23 protein-coding genes and 2 tRNA genes are annotated in these 23,311 nt (G+C 62.1%); 13 read left to right on the forward strand and 12 right to left on the reverse strand.

The window, feature by feature from the left end; translation table 11 throughout:
* Positions 1-5: 5 nt before the first annotated feature.
* The 9 genes from CAG44_RS10525 to CAG44_RS10565 all read left to right on the forward strand — a co-directional run bounded on the left by CAG44_RS10525 (position 6) and on the right by CAG44_RS10565 (position 8,814).
* Positions 6-827, forward strand: a complete 822-nt coding sequence (locus CAG44_RS10525) for an amino acid ABC transporter ATP-binding protein (RefSeq protein ID WP_085692089.1) — start codon at positions 6-8, stop codon at positions 825-827.
* Between the two features lie 10 nt (positions 828-837).
* Positions 838-1,509: an amino acid ABC transporter permease gene (locus CAG44_RS10530; protein ID WP_085692090.1), complete on the forward strand. Its 672-nt coding sequence runs from the start codon at positions 838-840 to the stop codon at positions 1,507-1,509.
* Between the two features lie 10 nt (positions 1,510-1,519).
* Positions 1,520-2,185: an amino acid ABC transporter permease gene (locus CAG44_RS10535; RefSeq protein ID WP_085692091.1), complete on the forward strand. Its 666-nt coding sequence runs from the start codon at positions 1,520-1,522 to the stop codon at positions 2,183-2,185.
* Between the two features lie 25 nt (positions 2,186-2,210).
* A complete protein-coding gene (locus CAG44_RS10540) occupies positions 2,211-3,086 on the forward strand; it encodes a dihydrodipicolinate synthase family protein (RefSeq protein WP_085692092.1) in 876 nt (291 codons plus the stop codon).
* A gap of 139 nt (positions 3,087-3,225) precedes the next feature.
* Positions 3,226-4,506 carry an FAD-binding oxidoreductase gene (locus CAG44_RS10545; RefSeq protein WP_085692093.1) on the forward strand — a complete coding sequence of 427 codons (1,281 nt, stop codon included), beginning with the start codon at positions 3,226-3,228 and terminating at the stop codon, positions 4,504-4,506.
* Positions 4,503-5,984: an aldehyde dehydrogenase family protein gene (locus tag CAG44_RS10550; RefSeq protein ID WP_085692094.1), complete on the forward strand. Its 1,482-nt coding sequence runs from the start codon at positions 4,503-4,505 to the stop codon at positions 5,982-5,984. Before CAG44_RS10545 ends, CAG44_RS10550 begins: the two co-directional genes overlap by 4 nt.
* Positions 5,985-5,994: 10 nt before the next feature.
* Positions 5,995-7,020, forward strand: coding sequence for a proline racemase family protein (locus CAG44_RS10555; RefSeq protein ID WP_085692095.1), 1,026 nt, complete (start codon positions 5,995-5,997; stop codon positions 7,018-7,020).
* A 215-nt stretch (positions 7,021-7,235) separates the two neighbouring features.
* Entirely contained in the window at positions 7,236-7,943 is a 708-nt protein-coding gene (locus CAG44_RS10560) for a GntR family transcriptional regulator (protein WP_085692096.1), read from the forward strand.
* Between the two features lie 115 nt (positions 7,944-8,058).
* Positions 8,059-8,814: an SDR family NAD(P)-dependent oxidoreductase gene (locus tag CAG44_RS10565; RefSeq protein ID WP_085692097.1), complete on the forward strand. Its 756-nt coding sequence runs from the start codon at positions 8,059-8,061 to the stop codon at positions 8,812-8,814.
* A gap of 396 nt (positions 8,815-9,210) precedes the next feature.
* Here CAG44_RS10565 and CAG44_RS10570 read toward each other — a convergent pair whose 3' ends face one another.
* Entirely contained in the window at positions 9,211-10,683 is a 1,473-nt protein-coding gene (locus tag CAG44_RS10570) for an aspartate/glutamate racemase family protein (RefSeq protein WP_085692098.1), read from the reverse strand.
* A gap of 11 nt (positions 10,684-10,694) precedes the next feature.
* Complete coding sequence (locus CAG44_RS10575; RefSeq protein ID WP_025338528.1) at positions 10,695-11,981, reverse strand: dicarboxylate/amino acid:cation symporter; 1,287 nt, start codon at positions 11,979-11,981, stop codon at positions 10,695-10,697.
* A 226-nt stretch (positions 11,982-12,207) separates the two neighbouring features.
* On the opposite strand from CAG44_RS10575, the gene CAG44_RS10580 reads away from it, so the two are divergent.
* Together CAG44_RS10580 and CAG44_RS10585 are read left to right on the forward strand one after the other, a co-directional pair.
* On the forward strand, positions 12,208-13,125 hold the full coding sequence (locus CAG44_RS10580) for a LysR substrate-binding domain-containing protein (RefSeq protein ID WP_085692099.1): 918 nt from the start codon (positions 12,208-12,210) through the stop codon (positions 13,123-13,125).
* 84 nt (positions 13,126-13,209) lie between these two features.
* Positions 13,210-13,452, forward strand: a complete 243-nt coding sequence (locus CAG44_RS10585) for a DUF1654 domain-containing protein (RefSeq protein ID WP_075044724.1) — start codon at positions 13,210-13,212, stop codon at positions 13,450-13,452.
* Positions 13,453-13,466: 14 nt separating this feature from the next.
* Here the strand turns inward: CAG44_RS10585 and CAG44_RS10590 are convergent, their stop codons facing one another.
* The 7 genes from CAG44_RS10590 to CAG44_RS10620 all read right to left on the reverse strand — a co-directional run bounded on the left by CAG44_RS10590 (position 13,467) and on the right by CAG44_RS10620 (position 19,388).
* On the reverse strand, positions 13,467-13,892 hold the full coding sequence (locus tag CAG44_RS10590) for an HD domain-containing protein (protein ID WP_085592275.1): 426 nt from the start codon (positions 13,890-13,892) through the stop codon (positions 13,467-13,469).
* A 257-nt stretch (positions 13,893-14,149) separates the two neighbouring features.
* Positions 14,150-14,719 (reverse strand): SPOR domain-containing protein, encoded by a 570-nt coding sequence (locus CAG44_RS10595; RefSeq protein ID WP_025338525.1) that lies wholly within the window; start codon positions 14,717-14,719, stop codon positions 14,150-14,152.
* Positions 14,720-14,845: 126 nt separating this feature from the next.
* Complete coding sequence (locus CAG44_RS10600) at positions 14,846-15,961, reverse strand: glycosyltransferase 61 family protein (RefSeq protein WP_085692100.1); 1,116 nt, start codon at positions 15,959-15,961, stop codon at positions 14,846-14,848.
* A gap of 33 nt (positions 15,962-15,994) precedes the next feature.
* Entirely contained in the window at positions 15,995-17,137 is a 1,143-nt protein-coding gene (locus CAG44_RS10605) for a hypothetical protein (RefSeq protein WP_085692101.1), read from the reverse strand.
* 356 nt (positions 17,138-17,493) lie between these two features.
* Positions 17,494-18,864 (reverse strand): oligosaccharide flippase family protein, encoded by a 1,371-nt coding sequence (locus tag CAG44_RS10610; RefSeq protein ID WP_085692102.1) that lies wholly within the window; start codon positions 18,862-18,864, stop codon positions 17,494-17,496.
* A gap of 168 nt (positions 18,865-19,032) precedes the next feature.
* Positions 19,033-19,109, reverse strand: a tRNA-Val gene (locus tag CAG44_RS10615).
* Positions 19,110-19,311: 202 nt separating this feature from the next.
* A tRNA-Val gene (locus CAG44_RS10620) sits at positions 19,312-19,388 on the reverse strand.
* A 202-nt stretch (positions 19,389-19,590) separates the two neighbouring features.
* Between CAG44_RS10620 and CAG44_RS10625 the strand changes: the two genes are divergently transcribed.
* Positions 19,591-20,874, forward strand: coding sequence for an FAD-binding oxidoreductase (locus CAG44_RS10625; protein ID WP_025338521.1), 1,284 nt, complete (start codon positions 19,591-19,593; stop codon positions 20,872-20,874).
* A gap of 111 nt (positions 20,875-20,985) precedes the next feature.
* Here the strand turns inward: CAG44_RS10625 and CAG44_RS10630 are convergent, their stop codons facing one another.
* Positions 20,986-21,720 (reverse strand): peptidase C39 family protein, encoded by a 735-nt coding sequence (locus CAG44_RS10630; RefSeq protein WP_085619087.1) that lies wholly within the window; start codon positions 21,718-21,720, stop codon positions 20,986-20,988.
* Positions 21,721-21,885: 165 nt separating this feature from the next.
* Here CAG44_RS10630 and CAG44_RS28920 point away from each other — a divergent pair, with 165 nt between their 5' ends.
* Positions 21,886-22,062, forward strand: coding sequence for a hypothetical protein (locus CAG44_RS28920; RefSeq protein ID WP_170929309.1), 177 nt, complete (start codon positions 21,886-21,888; stop codon positions 22,060-22,062).
* A gap of 132 nt (positions 22,063-22,194) precedes the next feature.
* Here CAG44_RS28920 and CAG44_RS10635 read toward each other — a convergent pair whose 3' ends face one another.
* A complete protein-coding gene (locus CAG44_RS10635) occupies positions 22,195-22,947 on the reverse strand; it encodes a TerC family protein (RefSeq protein WP_003260907.1) in 753 nt (250 codons plus the stop codon).
* A 29-nt stretch (positions 22,948-22,976) separates the two neighbouring features.
* On the reverse strand, positions 22,977-23,216 hold the full coding sequence (locus CAG44_RS10640) for a hypothetical protein (protein WP_025338519.1): 240 nt from the start codon (positions 23,214-23,216) through the stop codon (positions 22,977-22,979).
* Positions 23,217-23,311: the final 95 nt, after the last annotated feature.

Raw genomic sequence — 23,311 nt, forward strand, 5'->3', positions numbered from 1 at the left:
CTGTAATGACCACTCCTCATTTGGTGGCTGCCCAGCCACAGGCTTCGCTCACCCCGGATTCCGCCCTGGGCGGCGACTTCATCCAGCTGCGCGGCGTGCGCAAGGCCTACAGCGAGCAGCTGGTGGTGATGGACCAGATGAACCTGGACATGCGCGCCGACGATCGCCTGGTGATCATCGGCCCGTCCGGCAGCGGCAAGAGTTCGCTGCTGCGGGTGCTGATGGGCCTGGAAGGCATCCAGGGCGGCAGCATCCAGTTCCAGGGCAAGCCCTACATCGACGGCAGCCGCAAACAGGGCAAGCCACTGGACGAAACCCTGCACAAGCAGATTGGCATGGTGTTCCAGCACTACACCCTGTTCCCGCACCTGTCGGTGCTGGGCAACCTGATCCTGGCACCGGTCAAGGTGCACGGCATGGGCAAAGCCGAAGCCACCGAAAAGGCCCGCGCCTACCTCGCCCGCCTGGGCCTGGAGAGCAAGCTGCACGCCTACCCCAGCCAGCTGTCCGGCGGCCAGAAGCAGCGCGTGGCGATCGCCCGGGCGCTGATGCTGGAACCACGCCTGATGCTGTTCGACGAAGTCACCTCGGCGCTCGACCCGGAAATGGTCATCGAAGTGCAGAACGTGATGATGCAACTGGCCGAGCAGAAGATGGCGATGATCATCGTCACCCACGACATGCACTTCGCCCGGCATATCGCCACCCGCGTGGTGTTCTGCGCCAACGGCAAGGTGGTGGAGCAAGGCCACCCCGAGCAGATCTTCACCCAGCCTCGGGAAACACGCACGCGTGAGTTCCTCGAGAAGGTCGTGCAGTTCGATTGAGGGCGCCGCGATGAACTACCAATTCGATTTCCACTTTCTCAACGGCAGCCTGCCGGCCCTGCTCGACGGCCTGAAGGTGACGCTGGAGCTGGCCCTGGTCTCGAACCTGATCGGCCTGACCTGCGGCTTCGTGCTGTGTCTGATGACCCTGAGCCGCTGGTTCTTCATTCGCTGGCCGGCGCAGCTGTTCATCGAGTTCTTCCGCTGCACCCCGGCGCTGCTGCAGATCGTCTGGTTCTTCTACTGCGTGCCGATGCTGTTCGACGTGTTCATCGACCCGATCGTCATGGGCTTCCTGGCCCTGGGGCTGAACCTGACGGCATTCAACGCCGAGGCCTACCGCGCCGGTGTGCAGGCGGTGCCGCGCGAACACTTGGATGCCTCGATCGCTCTTGGCCTCAAAGGCTGGCAACGCACGCTGTACGTGGTGCTGCCGCAAGCGCTGCGCAGCGCCTTGCCGGTGTTGATCACCAACGGCATCGGCACCCTGCAGCAAAGCGCGCTGGTGGCCATCGTTGCCGTCGCCGACCTGATGTACGTGGGCAAGAGCCTGGCCACCGAAGCCTACCGCCCGCTGGAAACCTACACCCTGATCGCGCTGATCTACTTCGCCCTGTCGTTGCCGATCGCGCAGCTGGTGCAGTGGTTCGAGCGGCGCCAGGAACTGGCCGCACAGCGCTGAGGAGAACGTCATGCCACTCGATTTTTCGGTTGTTCTGCACTACTGGCCGGTGCTGCTCAAGGGCCTGGCCCTGACCCTGGCGTTCACCGCGGTGTGCGCGCTGCTGGGCAGCCTGCTGGGCTTCGTGGTCAGCCTGCTGCGCCAGGTGAAGCTGAAGCTGCTGCGCCTGCCACTGACCCTGTACGTGGAATTCTTCCGCGGCACGCCGCTGCTGATCCAGCTGTTCTGGGTGTTCTTCTGCTTCCCGGTGGTGTTCGGCCTGGACATCCCGCCGTACGTGTCGGTGCTGATCGCCCTGACCCTGTACATGGGCGCGATCACCAGCGAAACCTTCCGCGGCGCGCTCAAGTCGATCGCCGGCGAACAGCACGATGCGTGCGTCGCCCTTGGCCTGAGCTCGCGGGTGAAAGTGCTGTACGTGGTGTTCCCGCAAGCGCTGCTGCGCTCGGTGCCGCCGCTGCTGTCGAACGTGGTCAGCCTGTTCAAGGAAAGCGCGCTGATCTCCTCGGTGGGGGTCGCCGACCTGATGTTCGTCGGCCAGAACATTTCCAACAGCACGGCACGCCCGGTCGAGTTCCTCTCGGCGGTGGCCGTCATCTATTTCCTGGTGGCCTTCCCGCTCACCCGCCTGGTCGGTGTGGTCGAGGGCCGCCTGCTTCGTCGCTACGCCTACTGATACCTTCCCCAAGGAGACTTACGACATGAAACTCAATGGCATCCTGCCCGCCCTGGTCACCCCGTTCGACGCCGCCGGCAAAGTCGACCACGACACCCTGGCCGCGATCCTCGAACACCAGCTGGCCGCAGGCGTAAGCGGCTTCGTGCCACTGGGCTCGACCGGTGAGTACTACGCCCTGAGCAACGAAGAACGCCGGCAGATCCTGGCCACCGTCAAGGAAGTGGTCGGCGAGCGCGGCACCCTGATCGCCGGCGCCAACGGCTCCTGTACCCGTGAAGTGCTGGAGCAGGTGAAGCAGACCGTCGACGCCGGCTACAACAACCTGCTGATCGCCCCGCCCTACTACGCGCTGCCGTCCCAGGAAGAGCTGCTGGCCCACTACAACACCATCCTCTCGACCTTCCCCGAGATCAACGTGGTGCTCTACAACTACCCGATCCGCACCAACGTCGAAGTGGGCCTGGACGTGATTGCCGCGCTGCACGAGCACCCGCGCGTGATCGGTATCAAGGAAAGCAGCGGCAACCTGTTGCGCGCCATCGAGATCGGTGAAAAATACAAAGGCATCCAGCTGTCCTGCGGCTCCGACGACCAGGCCCTGGACTTCTACCTGTGGGGCGCCGACAGCTGGATCTGCGGCCCGGCCAACATCTTCCCGGAGAAGGTCGTGGCCTTCCACAAGGCCTTCACCAGCGGCGATATCCGTGGTGCCCAGCAGGTGATGCGCAGCCTGTTCCCGGCCATGGCCAACCTGGAAAGCGGCAAGTTCGTGCAGAAGGTCAAGTACGGCGCCGAACTGGCCGGCTTCAAGGTCGGCAATGCCCGCGCCCCGCTGCTGCCGCTGACCGATGTGGAGAAGGCCGAATTCCGCAAGGTGTTCGAGGCCTCCCAGCAGTAAATGCAAGGGGCCGCTTTGCGGCCCATTCGCGGGCACGCCCGCTCCCACAGGGAGCGGCGCGATCCTGTGGGAGCGGGCGCGCCCGCGAACGAGGGCGCAGCCCTCGCCCCCCCCTTATCGATGAACAAGAGCCACACTCATGAACAACCCGCACCCCTCACCGCAACAGGCTGTAGTCATCGGCGGCGGCATTGTCGGCGTGTGCTGCGCGCTGTACCTGCAGCGCGACGGCCACCGGGTCACCCTCATCGACCCCGCCGCCCCCGGCGACAGCACCGCCAAATGGAGCTGCGGGCAGATGGCGGTCAGCGAAGTCATCCCGCTGTCCAAGCCCGGCATCCTGATGAAGATCCCCGGCTGGCTGCTTGACCAGAAAGGCCCGCTGGCCCTGCGCCCCAGCGCCCTGCCCGGCATCCTGCCGTGGTTCATGCGCTTCCTGGCCTGTGCCCGCCCGTCGAAGATCAACGAGATCGCCCAGGACATGGCGCGCCTGACCCAGCATGTATACGAAGACTATGCACCGCTGCTGGCGGCCTGCCCCGACAAGACCCTGCTCGGCGACCGCCCCATCCTGGAGGTGTTCGATTCCCCCGCCGGCCTGGAACACGAACGCCCGCACCTGGAACTGCGCAAGCAACTGGGCTTCCGCTCCGAAGAGCTGGACGGCGCCGCGATCGCCGACCTGGAACCGGCCCTGGCCGGCAAGTTCCAGCATGGCCTGATGTTCCCTGACTGGCGCGCCGTGAACGACACCGAAGGCTTCATTGCCGCCCTCACCGAAAGCTTCATTGCCCAAGGTGGCGTGCGTGTGCGCCAACGCGTGGTGAAAATCGACGAACACCACGACAAGGCCACCGGCGTCACCCTGGCAGACGGCGCACGCGTGCCCGCCGAGTTGCTGGTGGTCGCCGCCGGCACTGGCGCCCGCGCCTTCTTCGACTCGCTCGGGGTGAACATCCCGCTGGCGGGCATCGCCGGTTACCAGGCGGTACTGCCACAGCCGGGCGTGGAAATCCGCCACTCGGTCATCTACGCCGACGGCGGCTTCTGCTTCGCCCCCATGACCCGCGGCCTGCAGATCGGCGGCACCATCGAGTTTGCCGGCGCCAATGCCGAACCCAATTTCAAGCGCGCCGAAATCATCATGGAAAAGGCCCGCCGCGTACTGCCGCAACTGAACACCCAAGGCATGGAATTCGGCGTCGGCTACCGCCCGTTCCTGCCCGACACCAAACCGGTGATCGACCGCTCGCCACGGCTGAAAAACGCCATCCTGGCCTTCGGCCATGGCCAGCTCGGCCTCACCCTTGGCGCCACCACCGGCCGCCTGGTCAGCGACCTCGCCGCCCGGCGCAGCCCAACCCAGAATCTTTCTGCATTCAGTGCCCGACGCTTCGCCGTCCTTGGAGGAAACGCATGAACCGCTACGACCAGTTCTACATCAATGGCCAGTGGGTCAGCCCGATCAATGGCAGCACCTTCAATTCGTATGACCCAAGCGACGAAAGCCTGATCGCCACCGTTGCCTCGGGTTGTGCTGCGGACGTCGATGTTGCCGTCAAGGCAGCCCGCGCAGCCTTCGACGAGGGGCCGTGGCCACGCCTGAGCGGGGCCGAGCGCGGCGCCTGCCTGCGCAGGATCGCCGATGGCATCCGTGCCCGCCAGGAAGCGCTGGCCGAGCTGGAAGTACGCGACAACGGCAAGCCATTCCCGGAAGCGATGTGGGACATCGGCGACACCGCCGGCTGCTTCGACTTCTATGCCAACCTGGCCGAAGAGCTGGATGCCCAGCGCGAAAAGCCGGTGGCACTGGCCGACGACCGCTTCAGTTCGCTGGCGCGCAAGGAGCCAATCGGGGTGGCCGGTGCCATCGTGCCGTGGAACTTCCCGATGCTGATGGCTTCGTGGAAGATCGCCCCGGCCCTGGCCGCTGGTTGCAGCATCATCCTCAAGCCCGCCGAGCAAACCTCGCTGACCGCCCTGGAGCTGGCGCGTATCGCCGATGAAGCCGGCCTGCCAGCCGGGGTACTGAACATCGTCACCGGCCCGGGTTCCACGGTGGGGGCAGCAATTACCGCGCACCCTGGCGTCGACAAGCTGGCCTTCACCGGCAGCGTGCCGGTGGGCAGCCGCATCATGCAGGCGGCCGCCCAGGACATCAAGAACGTCACCCTGGAGCTGGGCGGCAAATCGCCGTTCGTGATCTTCGCCGACAGCGATATCGAACAGGCTGTCGAATGGATCATGTTCGGCATCTTCTGGAACAAGGGCGAAGTCTGCTCGGCCACCTCCCGCGTGCTGGTGGAGCGTGCGGCCTACGAGCCGCTGCTGGCTCGCCTGGCCGAGGAAACCCGCAAGATCAAGATCGGCAACGGCATGGAGCAAGGCGTGCTGCTGGGCCCGCTGGTCAACCGCAGCCAGTACGAAGGCACCCTGCAGGCCATTGCCCGCGGCCTGGAAGAAGGCGCACGCCTGGTATGCGGCGGTGAACGCCCGGCGCACCTGGACAAGGGTTTCTACCTGCAACCCACGGTGTTCGCCGACGTGCCAGAAGACAGCTGGGTGTGGAACGAGGAAATCTTCGGCCCCGTGGTATGCATCCGCCCGTTCGACAGCGAAGAAGAAGCGGTAAGATCGGCCAACAATTCGCGCTTCGGCCTGGGCGCCGCGGTCATGTCGAAAGACCTGCAGCGTTGCGAGCGCGTGGCGCGCAGGTTCCGTGCAGGCATCGTCTGGATCAACTGCTCGCAGCCCACCTTCACCGAAGCACCGTGGGGCGGCTACAAGCAGAGCGGCATTGGCCGCGAGCTGGGTGAATGGGGCCTGAACAACTACCTGGAAACCAAGCAGATCACCCGCTACGACAGCGAGCAGCCTTGGGGCTGGTACATCAAGTGAGGTAACACCCATGCGTTGGAAACAGACCCTCCAGCTGGCCGAAGTGCACTGCGAAGGCGAAATCGGCAAGGTCATCACTGGCGGCGTACTGGGCATCCCCGGCGCCAGCATGCTGGACAAGATGAACTACATCAACGAGGTGGATGACAGCCTGCGCCGCCTGGTAACGCTGGAGCCGCGCGGTTGCCTGCAGATGTCGGTCAACCTGCTGCTGCCGCCAACCCGCCCGGAAGCCCACGCGGGCTTTATCGTGCTGCAGGCGGACAAGGCCCACCCGATGTCCGGCAGCAACTGCATCTGCGTGGTCACTGCCCTGCTGGAGCTGGGCATGGTGCCGATGCAGGAGCCCGAGACCACGGTGGTGCTGGACACCCCCGCCGGCCTGGTAACCGCCCGCGCCCGGTGCGCGGACGGCCGTTGCCTGAGTGTGTCGCTGGACATGGTGCCCGCCTTCGTCGAGCACCTGGACCTGGCCATCGAGACCGAGCAGTTCGGCACCCTCAAGATCGATGTGGCGTTTGGCGGCGTGTACTACGCCCTGATCGACGTGGCGCAGACCGGCCTGTCGATCGCCCCGGAACATGCCCGCGCCCTGGCCGATGCCGGCGTGGCGTTGAAGGAGGTGATCAACCGCCAGCTGGACATCCAGCACCCGTTGCTGCCGTCGGTGAATGAAGTGGCCTACGTGATGTTCCGCAACCGCCTGGACGATCGCACCTACCAGACCTGCACCACCCTGCCACCGGGGCGGGTCGACCGCTCGCCGTGCGGCACCGGCAGTTCGGCCAACCTGGCCACCCTGGCGGCACGCGGGTTGGTGCAAGCCGGTGATCAACTGGTATCGCGCTCGACCATTGGCGGGCAGTTCCAGGTCGAGTTGCTGGGCCACGGCGAGGTCGGCGGGCGCCCGGCGGTACTGCCACGGGTGACCGGGCGGGCCTGGCTGTATGGCCTGCAACAGCTCGGCGTGGACCCGGACGACCCGCTGGCGGCGGGCTTCATGCTGAGCGACACATGGGGGGCCGGCATTTCCTGACCCATACACCCTGTAGGAGCGGCCTTGTGTCGCGATGGGGCGCGCAGCGGCCCCTGGTTTCGATGCCGCCGCGAAGTTTCGATGCCGCCGCGAAGATTGCCGGGGCCGCTGCGCGCCCCATCGCGACACAAGGCCGCTCCAGGGGCCCGGATCATGCCGGGGTGAAAACTACAAGGGCCGGCCTGTATGATACGAGCGAGCCCAACCGAGACCTGATGATGGCCAAAGATACCGATACCGAAGGCGCACCACGACGCCATAGCGGCCGCTACATATACGAAGAACTGCGCAAACAGATCCTCACCCTCAAGCTCAAGCCGGGCGTGCAGCTGGACGAAGTTTCGCTGGCCGCGCAGTTCGGCCTGTCCCGCTCGCCGGTACGCGATGCCCTGGCCCGCCTGATCACCGAGGGCCTGGTGGTGATCCTGCCGAACCGCACCACCCTGGTAACGCCGTTCGAGATCGAGGAATTCCCCAACTACATCTCCGCCCTGGACCTGATCCAGCGCGCCGTCACCCGCCTGGCCGCCACCCAGCACCGCGAAGAAGACCTGGCCGCCATCCGCGAGGCCGACGCTGCCTACCTCAAGGCCGTGACCAGTGGTGACTTCCAGGCCATGTCCGAGCTGAACAAGGCCTTCCACATGGCCATTGCCCACGCCGGCCGCAACCCCTATTTCATCAACTACTACGAGCGCCTGCTGGGCGAAGGCCAGCGCTTGCTGCACCTGCACTTCGACCATGTGGTCAGCTCTGCCAGCGCCCACCGCCTGGGCCGCGACCACGATGAAATCATCGAGGCCATTGCCGCCCGCGACGCCGACGCCGCCGAGGCCGCCGCGCACGAACACACCATGCTGTTCCAGCGCCGCTTCCTCGACTACATGCAGCAGAACCTGACGGCGCGCATGTCCATCGCCTGACCCGCAAAGCATCCACACCACGTTGCCGGGGCTGATCCCATCAGTCCTGTTGACACTCGCACGCCCACTCACTAGATTGCATGCAACCCTGCACACAACAAAACAGGAGTCGCCGATGAACAGGTTCGAGAACAAAGTGGCAATCGTTACCGGTGGTGCTGGAGGCATTGGTGCCGCCATTGCCAGCAGGCTGGCAAGCGAAGGCGCCACGGTGGTGGTCAGTGACGTCAACCTCGAGGCGGCGCAGGCCGTGGCCCAGGCCATCGAAGCAGCGGGTGGCAAGGCCCGCGCGATGGCCGCGGACATTGCCTCGGGTGAGGCCTGCCGTGGCCTGGTGCAGGCGGTTGCAAGCGAATTCGGGCGCATCGACGTGCTGGTCAACAACGCTGGCATCAACCGCCGCGGTAACCTGCTGGCCCTGAGCGAAGACGATTGGCACAGCAGCTTTGCCGTCAACCTGGACGCCATGTTCCACCTGTGCCGGGCCGTGCTGCCGGGCATGATCGAAGCCGGTGGTGGCGCCATCGTCAACACTGCCTCGCAGTGGGGCCTGTACCCGGCGCCCGGGCACATCGCCTACAACGTGACCAAGGCCGCGGTGGCCTCGTTCACGCAGAACCTGGCACGCGACTACGCGCCGCAGAAAATCCGCGTGAATGCCGTATGCCCGGGTGAGATCCACACGCCAATGCTGGAAGCAGGCGTACTGCGCTCGGGCCGCACCATTGCCGACCTCGACCGCATGGTGCCGTTCGGGCGTATTGGCAAACCGGAAGAAGTGGCCGCGCTGGTGGCCTTCCTGGCGTCGGACGAAGCAGCGTTCATGTGCGGGTCGCTGGTGGAGATCACCGGGGCGCAGGCGGTGGCCTGAACAACAACCCTGTGGGGTTTACCCGCGAACACCGGCGCAGCCGGTGCCATGCACCGCGTCGCATTCTTCGCGGGCAAGCCCGCTCCCACAGGGACGGCGTCGCACTTGAGATCACGCGGTACCTGTGGGAGCGGGCATGCCCGCGAACACCGGCAAAGCCGGTGCCATCCACCGCGTCGCCTGCTTCGCGGGCGCGCCCGCTCCCACAGGGACGGCGCGGGCTTCGAGTTGGCGCTGAACCTGTGGGAGCGGGTTCACCCGCGAAGAGGCCCTCGAGCTCAATCACGGCTGCAGCTTGATTTCAACAAAGCCCAGGTACCCGCCAGACACCCGGCACCGGCCCATTCGCGGGTGAAACCCGCTCCCACAGGGAACGTGCAACGTATGAGAATGCTGTTAACTACCTGCCCCCCCAGCCAACGCGACACATCTGCGTGCCAAAATCATCGTGGGGTCCACCAGGGCAACCGTCCTGCCACTCAGTTCATAAGCATCACAGTGGCTGAGCACCAGCGGCAGTTCCGTACAGCCCAGAATCAGCACCGTCGCCCCCACTTCCGAGAGATGCTCGGCCGCAATCAACAACTGGTCCCGACACAGTCCTTCAGTGAAACCAGCCTTGATGCCCCGCTCACCGTAAATGGCCTCCATGACCAGCTTCTGGTAATCCGGCGCCGGCACAACAATCTCAAGCCCGGCGCGGCTCGCTGCCTGGTGATAGACCTGGCTGGCGACGGTGCCTGACGTCGCCAGCAGGCCGACCGTCTTGTCGCGGCCGTATGTTTGCCTTATCCAGTCGATCGTCTCGGTGAGCATGTTGACGATTGGCACGCGCAGGTGCTCCTGGATGCGTTCAACAAACGCGTGAGCGGTATTGCACGGGATTGCAATTGCGTTGGCACCGGCGCTTTCCAGGCGCTTGCAGGTCGCGTACATGGCCATCGTCGGGTCGGTTTCATCATTCAGCAGGCTGGCCGTGCGGTCCGGAATTTGCGGGTTCTGCTCGACCACCATCTTGATATGGTCCTGATCCCGGCCCGCAGGCGTACCGGCAACCACCTTGCCCATGAAATCCACCGTCGCTGCAGGGCCGACACCACCCACGATACCCAGCTTGAAAGGCAGTTCACGGGGCGCACTTGAGCCTTGGGTCGCAAACGTGGCGTAGAGCTCATTGATATCCAGTGCGGCAATGCCACGGCGCTGCAGGTCGGCGCACACCAGCGAAAGCTCGGTCATACCCGGCACGACCAAGGTGGCACCCTGTGCCTGCACTGACAGGCATGCCTGGTACACGGACTCCAGAGGCACGCCATCCAGGTGCCCATCCTTGATGCCGTTGACGCCATACATGGCCTCCATCAGCGCGACCTGCGCTTGCGCGTCGGGGTACACCACATCGTACTGGCGGCCCAACGCTTGTTCGAAGAGCCCGGAATGGCGCACATAATCCGAAGCAAGCACACCGAGTGTACTGCCCGGTTCCGCAACCTGACGGATGTGTCGCACCAAGGCTTCCATCATGTCCAGTACCGGAATCCCCAGCTCTTCCTGGATCTGTGCGCGGAACGTCTGGCTGGCAAAGCAAGGCAGCATGATCGCATCCACACCGCTCGCTTCGAATGACCTGCACACCTCGAAAACGTAGAACTTTCGCGAGGTCATGCTTGCGCTTGCGTCCAGAGGCAGCAGCACATCCTTGAAGGGATGTTGCTCGAGCAGGAAATGAAAACGCCCCTGGTCCTCCAGCACCGCCCGCGACTTCACAAGCTTGTAGAAAAGGTCGCCCCCCGCGAGCGAACCAAGCCCGCCGACAATCCCGATCGTGTGGGCAAAAGCTTGTGGACCTGCTGCCTTCTTCGACTTCATGAGCAAACTCCTCAGGCGGCCGATACCGGGCGGTCGAGGGTGGACGCCCCGCTTGCCGCTTCCGGCTCGGTCTGTGGCTCTGATCTGGCGATCACCGCCGTGGCAATGCTGTTGCCCACGACGTTGGTAGCGGTACGCGCCATGTCGAGGAACTGATCGATACCGATGATCAACAGCAGGCCAGCCTCAGGCAGGTTGAACATCGGCAAGGTCGCAGCGACCACCACCACCGACGCCCGCGCCACGCCCGCCATGCCCTTGCTGGTAATCATCAGTGTCAAAAGGATCAACACCTGCTGGGTGAAACTGAGGTCGATGTTGTATGCCTGGGCGATGAACATGATGGCGAACGCCTGGTACATCATCGAACCGTCGAGGTTGAACGAGTAGCCCAACGGCAGGACGAAGCTGGACACGCGTTTCGGCGCACCGAACTTCTCGAGCGCTTCCATCGTTTTCGGGTAGGCCGCCTCGCTGCTGGCCGTGGAGAACGCCAGCAGCACAGGCTCGCGAATCAGTTTGCCGAGCGTGAAAACAGACTTGCCCAGGCACAAGTAACCCGCACCGAACAGCACTGCCCACAGCAGCAGGATGCCCAGGTAGAACTCGACAATGAGCTTGCCATAGTCGACCAGCAGCCCCAGGCCTTGAGTAGTGATTGCCGAAGCGATCGCTGCAAAAACCCCGATCGGTGCAAATGCCATGACATAGTCAGTGATGCGAAACATCACTTTCGCAAGTTCATCGATGCAGTCCACAATCTTTGTATGGCCAGCTCGGTTGACGCCAGCCAGAGCGAAGCCGAAGAACAAAGAGAAGACCACAATTTGAAGTATTTCATTATTAGCCATGGCCTCGGCAATACTGCGAGGGAATACATGACTGATAAATACCTTGAGGCTGAAGTCCCCCGTATTCACCGGGGCTGTAACGGCATCAGCGTGCTGCGCGACCTGCAAGTTGATGCCAGCGCCTGGTTCGAACAGGTTGACCAGCGCCATGCCGATCGCCAGTGAAATGGCCGAAGCGCAGACGAACCAGGCCATGGCACGAAAGCCGATGCGGCCGACCGAACGTGAATTGCCCATGCTTGCGATCCCGCCGACAAGTGTGGCGAACACCAGCGGCGCAATGATCATTTTGATCAGACGCAGAAAGATGTCCGTCACCATGGAGAAGTAGGCTGCTATCTGCCTGGCGTCCTGTTCGCTGCCTGCGAAATGATGACATGCCCAGCCGACGACTACGCCCAAGGCGATACCTATCGCAATTCGGCGCGGAAGCTTATTGTTTTTCACGATGTTTTCCTCAAGTTATTTTCTATTTCTTCTACTTGGCAGGATTGGAATAAAGACAGGAACAGCAACTCGCCAGGAGAGTGCTGGAGACAAGTTTATCGCCGCGAAAAAACAAGTTGATGAGTAATAGGGCTGACCCTATGCGTTTTCGGAATAGTTTATAGGCATCGCTGTCGAGGCTTGTGCGAACACGCTTACACTGAGCGCCTGGCGAAGGAGATCAGCGATGCAAATCAAGTGGCTGGACGACCTCTTGGCGATCGCCGAGTGGAAGAATTTTTCTCGCGCCGCCGAGGTGCGATGCGTTACACAGTCCGCGCTCTCCAGGAGAATCCGCTCGCTCGAAGAGTGGGTGGGTGTCGAACTGGTTGATCGTGCCACCTACCCGGTACAGCTCACGCCCGCCGGCCAGACCTTCTGCGCTGAAGCCCGCCAGGCGCTCGCCGCATTGATGGCATTGCGCGCCGACCTGAGGGATGTGAAACGGATGCCTGGGCGCTCGATCCAGATCACGGCAGCCCACAGCCTGTCCATGACGTTCCTGCCGAAATGGCTCAGCCAGTTCCAGCAGCAGAACGAGCGCTTCAATGCCCGGGTAGTGGCGGCCAACATCAATGACGCCGTCATCGCCCTTGAAGAAGGCAGCTGCGACCTGATGATTGTCTACCATCATCCGCTCACCCCCATCTCCCTGGACCCTGAGCGCTTCGGTAGCCTGGCGCTCGGCCATGATGCATTCATCCCCGTGTGTGCGCCCGACGCGCAGGGCAAGCCGATGTTCCGGCTTTGCGCAGGCAAGAAGCCTATTCCGCACCTGGCGTACACGGCCACGACATTCCTGGGGAAGGTGGCAGACGTCGTCATTCGCAACGCACCTGAAGTCGCCCCTCTGGAACGCTGCTATGAGGCCGATATGGCGATGCTGCTGGTTCGCATGGCTGTCGAGGGCTATGGGGTAGCCTGGCTGCCCCACAGTGCGGTGAATGACGAGCTGGAAAGAGGGTTGCTCGTACAGGCTGGAGGCGCCGAATGGAGCACGCGCCTGGAGATCCGCTCGTACTGCTCGCTGTTGAATCAGAACCCTACAATGAGAAGCCTGTGGAATACCCTGGATAACGCTGCGCACGGATCGGCCAAGGCTTGAGCACAGTTTTCGCCTGACAAGCTGTTGCGAAATTACTTACAGTGAAATACTGTATGCGCATACAGCAAAAACAAGGAAACACTTGTGTCCAGCACCGCCTCCGCCACCCCGAGCAGCTATGAACAACTGGGTATGCGCATCCAGAAGATCATCAACAGCCCCACTGCCCAGCGCAGCCGCGCGGCGCTGATCTTTCGCCTGGAACAGGAAGCCCCGGAAGACTGGGAAACCCTGCTCGAGGAAATCGCCGAAAACGATAACGTCACCCTCGCCCACCGCGACGATGGCGGTGTGCAGATTTTCTGGACTGTGCCGAAGGAAGACTGACCGCGTATTCAACCTCAGGCCAACGCCTGCAGGTAGGCGCTGGCTTCGCGGTAACGCGCCAGCCGCTCCAGGTCGGTGGGGCCTGGGCAGGGGATGCGCGAAAGGTCGCTGTTGTCGGCCAGGTCGGCCAGCTTGACGGTGCGCGCCAGCGGGTCACCGCCCAGGCGCACCACGAAGTCCTGGTAGGCCTCGCCCTCACGGCGGCTGAGCGCCAGCAAGGCGGCAAGGATTTTCAGCGCGAAACCCTCGCGCGCCAGGTCGGACAGGGTCAGCGGGGTGTCTTCGATCACATCGTGAAGCACCGCGACAATCCGTTGTTCGGTTGTGGAAACCCGCATCATCACGCGTAGCGGGTGGAGGATATAAGCAGCCCCACCCTTGTCGTATTGCCCTTCATGCGCCCTGGCGGCCACGGCAATGGCCCGCTCCAGTGTAGACATGAGGCCCTCCCCGTTCGGCTTCTTCCTGCCAAGCATAGCCAAAACTGTGCGGACAATGTCTAGCGCGCGTTTGACTGTGCCGCGCCGACCTTGCACAAGCGGCCTTGTGGAAGCCGTGTGGGAGCGGCCTTGTGTCGCGAAAGGGCCGCATAGCGGCCCCGGCAATCTGTGCAGGGTTCAAGATTCTGGGGCCGCTGCGCAGCCCTTTCGCGACACAAGGCCGCTCCCACAAAAGGCCGCGCCTGCAGAAACCGGGTTTAGCGCGCTGCGCCGTGCTGGATCACCACCGAATCGGTACCCAGCTTGGCCATCACCTCGGCCTTGCGTGCTTCGGCTTCCTCACGGCTGGGGAACGGCCCCATCAGCACCACCGGCTTGCCGTCGCGGTACTCCACCGAGGATGGGATGCCCTTTTCGATCAGGCGCGCGGTCATGTCGCTGAGCGCGCCCATGTTGGCGCCCTGGATCACTTCCACATCCCAGCCTTGCGGGGCCGGCTGGCCAGCCAGGGCCTCGGCGCGACGCTGCAGCTCGGCGCCGCCACACATCTCGCGGATGCGCAGGTTGTTGCCGCTGTCGTCGACGATGATTTCGTATTGGCCATCGCGCTTGATCGCCACGTAGCTGCGGTAGGCTTCATACTGCCCGGCATCATCCTTGCCGCGGACCTGGCCGCAGATGGTGCCCTGGGTGTCGATCCGCACGTTGCCGAACTTGGCGGTCTTGGGGTTGTGCAGGTGTTCGGCCACCTGTTTGTGCACGCCTTCGACCTCGTTCTCACAGCCCGCCAGGGCGAGCACTGCCATTACCACAGCCAGTTTGCGCACGCGTGTACCTCCAGATTCGAAGGCGCGGATTCTAGCACGCCCTCCCCGGGCAAGGACCGCGACCATACGTTACACCGTGCAACCAGTGGCCATGCACCCCAGGCAGTCATGGCATGCCATGCCTCGTCATGACGGCAGCAGATCCAAGGTCCGTTCGAGCTCATCAAGGTCGATGCGGAAGCCGCTGCCATCAGGTATCCCGACCACAAAGCCGAAATGCTGTTGATCGCGATCAGTCAGGTACTTGTAGAAGCAGACAAAGCGATCAGGTGGCTGCAGCGTCAGCACCGAAGCGCCGGGCGACAGCACATTCATACCGTGGATGAGCTGGCTGCCTTCGACGCCCACCACTACCCTCGCCCCGGCACAGGTTTCCACGATGGTTGCCAGGTCGCACTTCAAAGGGGCAAGGATGCGAAAGCCGCGATGTTTTTGCAGATGTTCGGCGATCTCCAGTTCGTTGTGCAGCAGGCGCGGATCCCCATCACCGCCCCGCAAGATGAAAACCCCCGGGTGGGACTGGTAATTTACCCGCGACAACAACTTTTGGCCCATGGCGCGGTATCGCTCGGACTGGTTTGTGTTGTGGCTGAAGTCATCGAACAGCACCAACTCTCGAAAAAAGGCCGTGTGCAGCCGAAGCGGATGCATGCCAAGCCATTCTTCGTACTGCGCAGCCTGGGAAAAAAGCGGGAACCTGCCGGAGGGTGCCGTGGTGACCGGCACGCCTTCGTTACGGGCCAAAGCATATGTGACGCAATCCTCGGCCAGCCACGTTCCAAACCAACGGTTGCCGTAACGTGAACAATAAGCGGCCCCACGCTCGATCTCTTGCTCCACGACGATTCGCGGCAACCCGTTGGGCCGGTCAGACAGCCAGAAGCTGGCATTGTTCTTGTAGAGTGCGCCATCGATCAGAATGACGTCCTTGATCAGATAGCCCTTGGTAGGGGCCTGTGCGACGCTGCCCAGCCCCTCCATGGTCCGCCGCGGATGCTCGAAAGGAAAGAAACGTTTCGCTTCCCAGCCGGTCACTCGCTCCAACTGATTCGGCAGAAAGAAAGCGGGAGGCGCTGGGGTGACCTCGACCGGGGCGATATCCCAGGTCCTGACCGCAAGGTTCTTCAGGTTCTCCGACGGCTTTCGTACCAGCCGCTTTCTTGCGAGGTACTTGTATGCGGCCAAGCTCCAGCTTTTATGGTCGGATCCCTTCGTGTCTACATCCGAAATGTCGTTCATCATGCAGCGCTCTCATTGAAAGGCTCTCTTTCACGCTCAGTTGCACACTACTTTTTCCAGAATGGGAGGGGACTGGAAGTGAGCATATCGATCACGCAAGTTCTCCAGCAGCAGTTCGCCAGGCGCTTTCGCACAGTAAATGTATATCTTGAATAATCCACCGAAGACCATTTCACGATAGCGGTCGACAACTTCGTCGTCACTTGGCCCATCCGGCAAACCCAGATGCAGTGTGAGCCTGCTGTTCTCGACGGCAAATAACGGGAATTCCCAGAGAAACTTGGCGATGCCGGTCTTCGGCAGCCGGACGAACATGTAAGCCTGGTTGCCCAAGGTATCCACATCACCGCCGCGCCGGCGCTTCCATTTCAAAAGCCCATCGTCCGGACGTGCCAGACATTGGCCGATATCGTAATAATCGAAACCCTGCTCGATGGCCCATTCCAGGGCCATGAAGGTAGTGATCGAGTTGACCTCGCGCAGTCGTTTTGGGTCGTTGAAGACGGCCTCCGGGTAGCCAAAGCGAAGCGTGCTCCAATAGCGCTTGCCGGCCCGGGTTATTACACAACCGAAATGACAGGCTACAACCTCGTCGCCTTTCATCACGAGGTCGAGCCGGCCAACGGTCTTGGCGATGCGCAACACATCCTGGGAATCGAACTGTTTGGCATACAGGCCATGCCGCGCCTGGGCATAAGGCTGCAACATTTCCCGGTCGGCCTTGCCAATCTCCTCGTCCGTCAGCACCTGCTGCATGCGGTACAGTGGCCGACACTTGCGGATGTTGCGGCGCAGTTCACCGTCGTAGCGGGCGATGATCTCTTCCAGCGGACGCCCCAAGGGGATGATGGCACTCAGATAATGGGGCACGTACAGGGCACCTGCACTGGGCATCTCGCTGATCAACACCCTATGGGACGCGGCGCCAGGCTGTTGCGTGCCATCGCCGGACTTGGTGTCGGCCTCGGGTTTACCGCCGATGAGCAGCTTGGCCATTTCCTTGCGGCTCTTTCGACCCACATATAAGACTTCGTAGTCGTTACTTGTCTGCAGCTGAAACCTGGTAATCTCCCAGCGCCACAAACACGCGCGCCCCATTATATCCTGGGCCCAAGCCAAGAACTTTCTTATTTCGAAGCGCATCGACGGCGTTATGAGCTTTCGTATGTGCTTTCTCATTTCATGCCCTTGGAGCTCATCCAGTTAACAGGTAATAAACGCTGCCAAATAAACACGCAATAACCTTTGGCAATTAAACGCCTCAGGCTGCCAGATACCAAAAGATTAAAGATCTGCGAAAAAGATCTGTCAAGACACGCTTAATCATTGATTATTCAATGATTAGCCAGTGAAAACAGTATGTTTTATGGCGCCATTTTTTCTACTTGTGGATATGGCGAAAGATAACAACGGCATACCTGACCATGCGGTCTCAGAGGCCGCCTGATGCAGCCTCCCCTCCCAGGCGCTGGAACCTTTCGCGGCACATGTGTCTACCGACCACACGCCCACCGGCCTGCGCCTTCACGGCCCAATCAGGTGAACAGGCTGGTTATCATTTCACCGAAAAAGACGCCGATCAGCAGGGCAGGCAGGACTACAACCTCGCGCTTGAGGTCCAGCAGTCCCAGTTTGCGGTTGACAGGAAAAATCAGGAAAAGCGTGAAGAAGGTATGCAGCGCCACACCCCAGATGGCATAGCTCACGCCACCGATGGCCATGAGGACCGGCAGCAGGATAAACAGCGAAACGACCCGGATGATGTTGTCCATCGCCACGTATTTGGTCAGCCCCAGGGCCAACCAGAGCTGGTGTGCCAGTGTGAAGCGCAAGGTGAAAAGAGAGAGCGAGAGAATGGCCATGGTATTGCCGGCGCCGACATAACGGTCGTCGTACAGCCAACTGATCAACAGCGGGCTGGCAGTCAGCAAAAAACCGCAAGCGAACAGCGAGGTCAGATCGAACAGCACCCTGGAACGGTAGTAAAGGCTGCGCACCCGCTCTTTGTCGCCACTTCTCGTTGCCTCACTGAAGGCCGGCAAGGCGACTGCCCCCGCCAGCCGCAGCAACACCGACTGAATGGCCCCGAGGATGGCGACAGCGATGGAATAGACCCCTAGTTCCGCGACCGACATACTTCCGCCGAACCAGATCCGGTCACCCTGCATCGCCAGCACCCCTACGGAGGATGACAACAAGATCCAGCGCCCGTAATCGAACACCTCGCGCAGCGCGGCGGGGTCCCATCGCAGGCGGTTGCGCGGCCCCTGGAAGACCAGGTGACTGAGTACGGTGAAAACCAGTGTGCTCAGCAGCCCCGCCGCCACCAATGACCAGATGGAGCGGGTGAGATAGCCTGCCACGAGCATCACGATCAAACCGACAAACTGTGCAATCAGTTCGGCGATCACTACCTTCTTCTGCTGGAAGACACGGATGGCCACATCGACCTTGGGCGACTGGAAGCCATAGATGATCGCGGCGAACCCAGACAACGCCAGCACCATCGGTAGCTCTGGAGCGGCGTAGGTGGAATGGGCCGGCCACAGTTCGATGTACTGCGTGAATTTTGCCCCCAGGGCCAATAGCAACGTCAGAAGGAACAGCACAAACCCACGGATGACTTGCACCGTCCACACGGTATCGAGAAACAGCGGTTCGTCGCCGCGCGAGCTCTGAATGACGTTCGGCCGCAGTCCAACATCGGAAAGCAGTTGCAGCACCACTGCAACAGTGGTGGCAATGGCCATCACGCCGAACATTTCCGGCACGAGCAAGCGGGTGATAACCAGATTGCCGCCCAGCCGCATGACCTGGGAAGCAAAGACAGCGAGAAGGTTCAACGCACTGGCCAACATGGCTCGTTTGCGCAGGCTCAACGGAAGCGACACATCAATCGAAGGCATAGCCGCATCTCTGACCCCATCGCTAGAGACTCACTATAGTCGCAATTCGCTATGCGGTTATCCGACGAGACTGCAGCGCGTGAAATCGCCCTCCGTTGGGCACGACAAAAACAAAAGGGCGACCCCTTGGGGTCGCCCTTTTGATGCCCGGAAACCGGGACTTTTGTTTGGTAGGCACAATTGGACTCGAACCAACGACCCCCACCATGTCAAGGTGGTGCTCTAACCAACTGAGCTATGTGCCTGTCGTGTGGTGCGCATATTAGTGATCGAATGCGTACCTGTAAAGCGTTTTTTTGAGAAAAATCAAAAACTTTCGAGTTTTCTACACATGGGGCCGCCTTGCCGGAGCACGACACTGGTCGGATGGGCTGCGCACCAGCCCCTGGCCGCATAAAATCACAATGAAAAAAGGGGTGACCCTTTCGGATCACCCCTTCTTCGATTTGGTAGGCACAATTGGACTCGAACCAACGACCCCCACCATGTCAAGGTGGTGCTCTAACCAACTGAGCTATGTGCCTGTCGTGTGGTGCGCATTCTACCCATTCCAAAAACCCTGTCAACATTTTTTTCGCGCTAACCTACTGAATCTTAAACTCTTTATAGAAAGGCGCGCTGACGGGGACCGAGTAAAGGATTTTCAACGGACGACTAGCGGGTGTTTATTATTATTGATAGCATCGGTACATTCGTTAAAAATATAAAACACGAGGTTCCTGCAGCATGGCTAACACCCCCTACCCCCAGTCCTACTACGCCGCCTCGGCCAACCCGGTGCCGCCACGTCCGGCGCTGCAGGGTGAGGTGGAAACCGATGTGTGCATCATCGGCGCCGGCTACACCGGCCTGTCCAGCGCCCTGTTCCTGCTGGAGAACGGCTTCAAGGTGAGCATCGTCGAAGCGGCCAAGGTCGGCTTCGGCGCATCGGGCCGCAACGGTGGCCAGATCGTCAACAGCTACAGCCGCGACATCGACGTCATCGAACGCACCGTCGGCCCCAAGCAGGCCCAGCTGCTGGGCCAGATGGCCTTCGAAGGCGGGCGCATCATTCGTGAGCGCGTGGCCAAGTACAACATCCAGTGCGACCTGAAGGACGGTGGCGTGTTCGCTGCCCTCACCAGCAAGCAGATGGGTCACCTGGAGTCGCAAAAGCGCCTGTGGGAACGCTTCGGTCACAACCAGCTGGAGCTGATGGACCAGAAGCGCATCCGCGAAGTGGTCGCCTGCGACAACTATGTGGGCGGCATGCTGGACATGAGCGGCGGCCACATCCACCCGCTGAACCTGGCCCTGGGCGAAGCCGCCGCGGTCGAGTCGCTGGGCGGCATCATCTATGAACAAACCCCGGCCGTACGCATCGAGCGTGGCGCCAACCCGGTGGTGCATACCCCGCAGGGCAAGGTCCGCGCCAAGTTCATCATCGTCGCCGGCAACGCCTACCTGGGCAACCTGGTGCCGGAACTGGCCAGCAAGTCCATGCCATGCGGCACCCAGGTGATCACCACCGAGCCGCTGGGCGACGAACTGGCGCGCACCCTGCTGCCGCAGGACTACTGCGTCGAGGACTGCAACTACCTGCTCGACTACTACCGCCTGACCAGCGACAAGCGCCTGATCTTCGGTGGTGGCGTGGTGTACGGCGCGCGTGACCCGGCCAACATCGAGGCGATCATCCGTCCGAAGATGCTCAAGGCCTTCCCGCAGCTGCAGAACGTGAAGATCGACTACGCCTGGACCGGCAACTTCCTGCTGACCCTGTCGCGCCTGCCGCAGGTTGGCCGTATCGGCGACAACATCTACTACTCCCAGGGCTGCTCGGGTCACGGCGTGACCTACACCCACCTGGCGGGCAAGGTGCTGGCCGAGGCCATGCGCGGCCAGGCCGAGCGCTTCGACGCCTTCGCCGGCCTGCCGCACTACCCGTTCCCGGGTGGCCAGATGCTGCGCGTGCCGTTCAGCGCCATTGGTGCCTGGTACTACAGCCTGCGCGATCGCCTGGGCTTCTGATGTAGCCAGGGCTGGCCTCTTCGCGGGCACGCCCGCTCCCACAGGATTTGTGCTGGTTGCACGGCCCCTGTGGGAGCGGGCGTGCCCGCGAAAGCGCCGGTACAGACAAAGCTATTTGTTCAGGCTACTCACGGCCTGTTTCGCTGCAATCTCCTGCCCCGCCCGGGCCAGTTCATCCGCAGCCTGCAACCAGCGCTGGCGGTCCACCTGGGCCGGCAGTTGCCGCGGTGGCTGCACCAGCACCGCCCAACTCCCAAGCTTCGCCCAGGCCGAGGCAAAGTCATCGAACGCCATCAGCTGCCGCCGGTGCATGCCTGAACGCAACAGCACCCGCTGCTTGTAGCGGTCGTAGCCGATCAGCACGGCATAGCGTGGCTCGCTCCACCAGGCCGAACCATCCTCGTAACGCAGCAGCACCGGGTTGCCCGCCGCCACCTGGGTCAACAGCGCGTCCAGCTGCTTGTCCAGCGGATACACCACCATGCCGTAGTCGCGCGCCACCCGGGGGATGCTGGTGTCCAGCGCTTCGGCGCCCTGGGGCAGGTTCAGCGGCTTGTCCAGCAGCCCCGGCGTGATCGGAGCTCCCTGTTGCGACAGCACCGCCGCCAATGCCATGGCCCCGCTGTGGTTGGCGTTGCCACGGTAGAACGGCACGCTGCTGATCTCGACCCGCTGCGGCAGACCCTTGAGGTTGGCGGAGGGTGCGCTGGCACAACCGGCCAGGCTGGCCGCTACCAGGCAGGCCGCCAGCAGCCGACGAGGGATGGTCTTGAAGGAAGGTTGCTGCATGGACACTCGCTTGCTCCAACGCCGGGCAGGCAGCGCCCGGCTCTGGCCACCGATCATAGGTCGGACAGCGGCGCGGGTATAGTCCGACACCGGTTAGGAGCAAATCGGACCAAGCAATAGACCTTTGGTCAATGGAACGTCACAGGCGAGAGACTAGACTAAAGCAGTGTCTGGAAGGCCAGCGTCGGCGACCGAGCGTGGCCCGTAGAGATGGAGGCACAGATGAGCCTGACCATGGCAATCCTCATGCTGGTGGGCATGTGGCTGAGCGTTGCAGCCGCCATGCTATGGGGTGTACTGCGTATCGTGCGGCGTCATTCCCACTACCACCTGCCACCGCAAGCCCCCGCCAAGCCACAGCCTGTGCGCCGGGCGCGGCGGCATGCCGGGGTGCACTGACTACAGATTTTCCCTACTCCCCTTCGTGGGCTTGCCCGCTCCCACAGGGACCACGTAGCTATCCGGCTGACGCGGCACCTGTGGGAGCGGGCAAGCCCGCGAACGGGGCGCAAGCGCCCCGCTTTTCTTGCATCAACCTTCAGCCGCTTCGCGCTTCAACCGCGCCCGACGGGCCAGGATGTTGAGGATCTCGATCGCCGTCGAGAAGGCCATGGCTGCGTACACATAACCCTTCGGTACATGGGCGCCGAAACCTTCGGCGATCAGCGTCATGCCGATCATGATCAGGAAGCCCAGGGCCAGCATCACCACGGTCGGGTTGTCGTTGATGAAGTTGGCCAACGGGTCGGCGGCCACCATCATGACGATCACGGCAGTGATAACGGCAATGATCATGATCGGCAGGTGCTCGGTCATGCCCACGGCGGTGATGATGCTGTCGACCGAGAAGACGATGTCCAGCAACAGGATCTGGAAGATCGCCGCGGCAAAGCCCAGGGTAACCGTCGACGACACCTTGGCTTCTTCCTTGGCCCCGTGCGGGTCGACGTTCTCGTGGATTTCCTTGGTCGCCTTCCACAGCAGGAACAGGCCACCGGCAATCAGGATCACGTCCTTCCAGGAGAAGGCATTGCCGAACACTTCGAACACCGGGTCGGTCAGCTGGACGATCCAGGCCACCGTGCTGAGCAAGGCCAGGCGCATGACCAAGGCCATGCTGATACCGATACGGCGCGCCTTGGAGCGGTACTCCACCGGCAGCTTGTTGGTCAGGATGGAGATGAAGATCAGGTTGTCGATGCCCAGCACGACTTCCATGGCCACCAGCGTAGCCAGGGCAACCCAGGCGGTAGGGCTAGCGACGAGTTCCAGCAAGTATTCCATTGTTCAAATCCTGCAGCAGCGGTTGGGGGTCAGATTTCCTGGGTGTCTTCTTTCTTGTCGGCGTCCTTGGGCTTGTGCCCTTCGCTGCCGATGGCCTCGCTCAACGCCTGCTGTGCGGCCTTGTTGGTGTCGTCGATGGCCTGCTTGGCCGACTGTGCGGCCTGGTCGAGCATCTGCTGGGCGGATTTCTCGGCCTGCTCGCAACCGGCCAGGGTGAACAGGGCCAAGGCCAGCACCAGCGGCGTGCCGATGGATTTGAGTTGCAGCATGGGTTCCTCGCTTTTCATGTTCCGGCGGCGCACACGGCGCCTGATGGGGTCGCATTCTAAAGAGCGCAACACATCCGGAAAATTCGTATTTTCAG

The sequence above is a fragment of the Pseudomonas sp. B13(2017) genome (assembly GCF_002113245.1).
Lineage (GTDB): Bacteria > Pseudomonadota > Gammaproteobacteria > Pseudomonadales > Pseudomonadaceae > Aquipseudomonas > Aquipseudomonas putida_Z.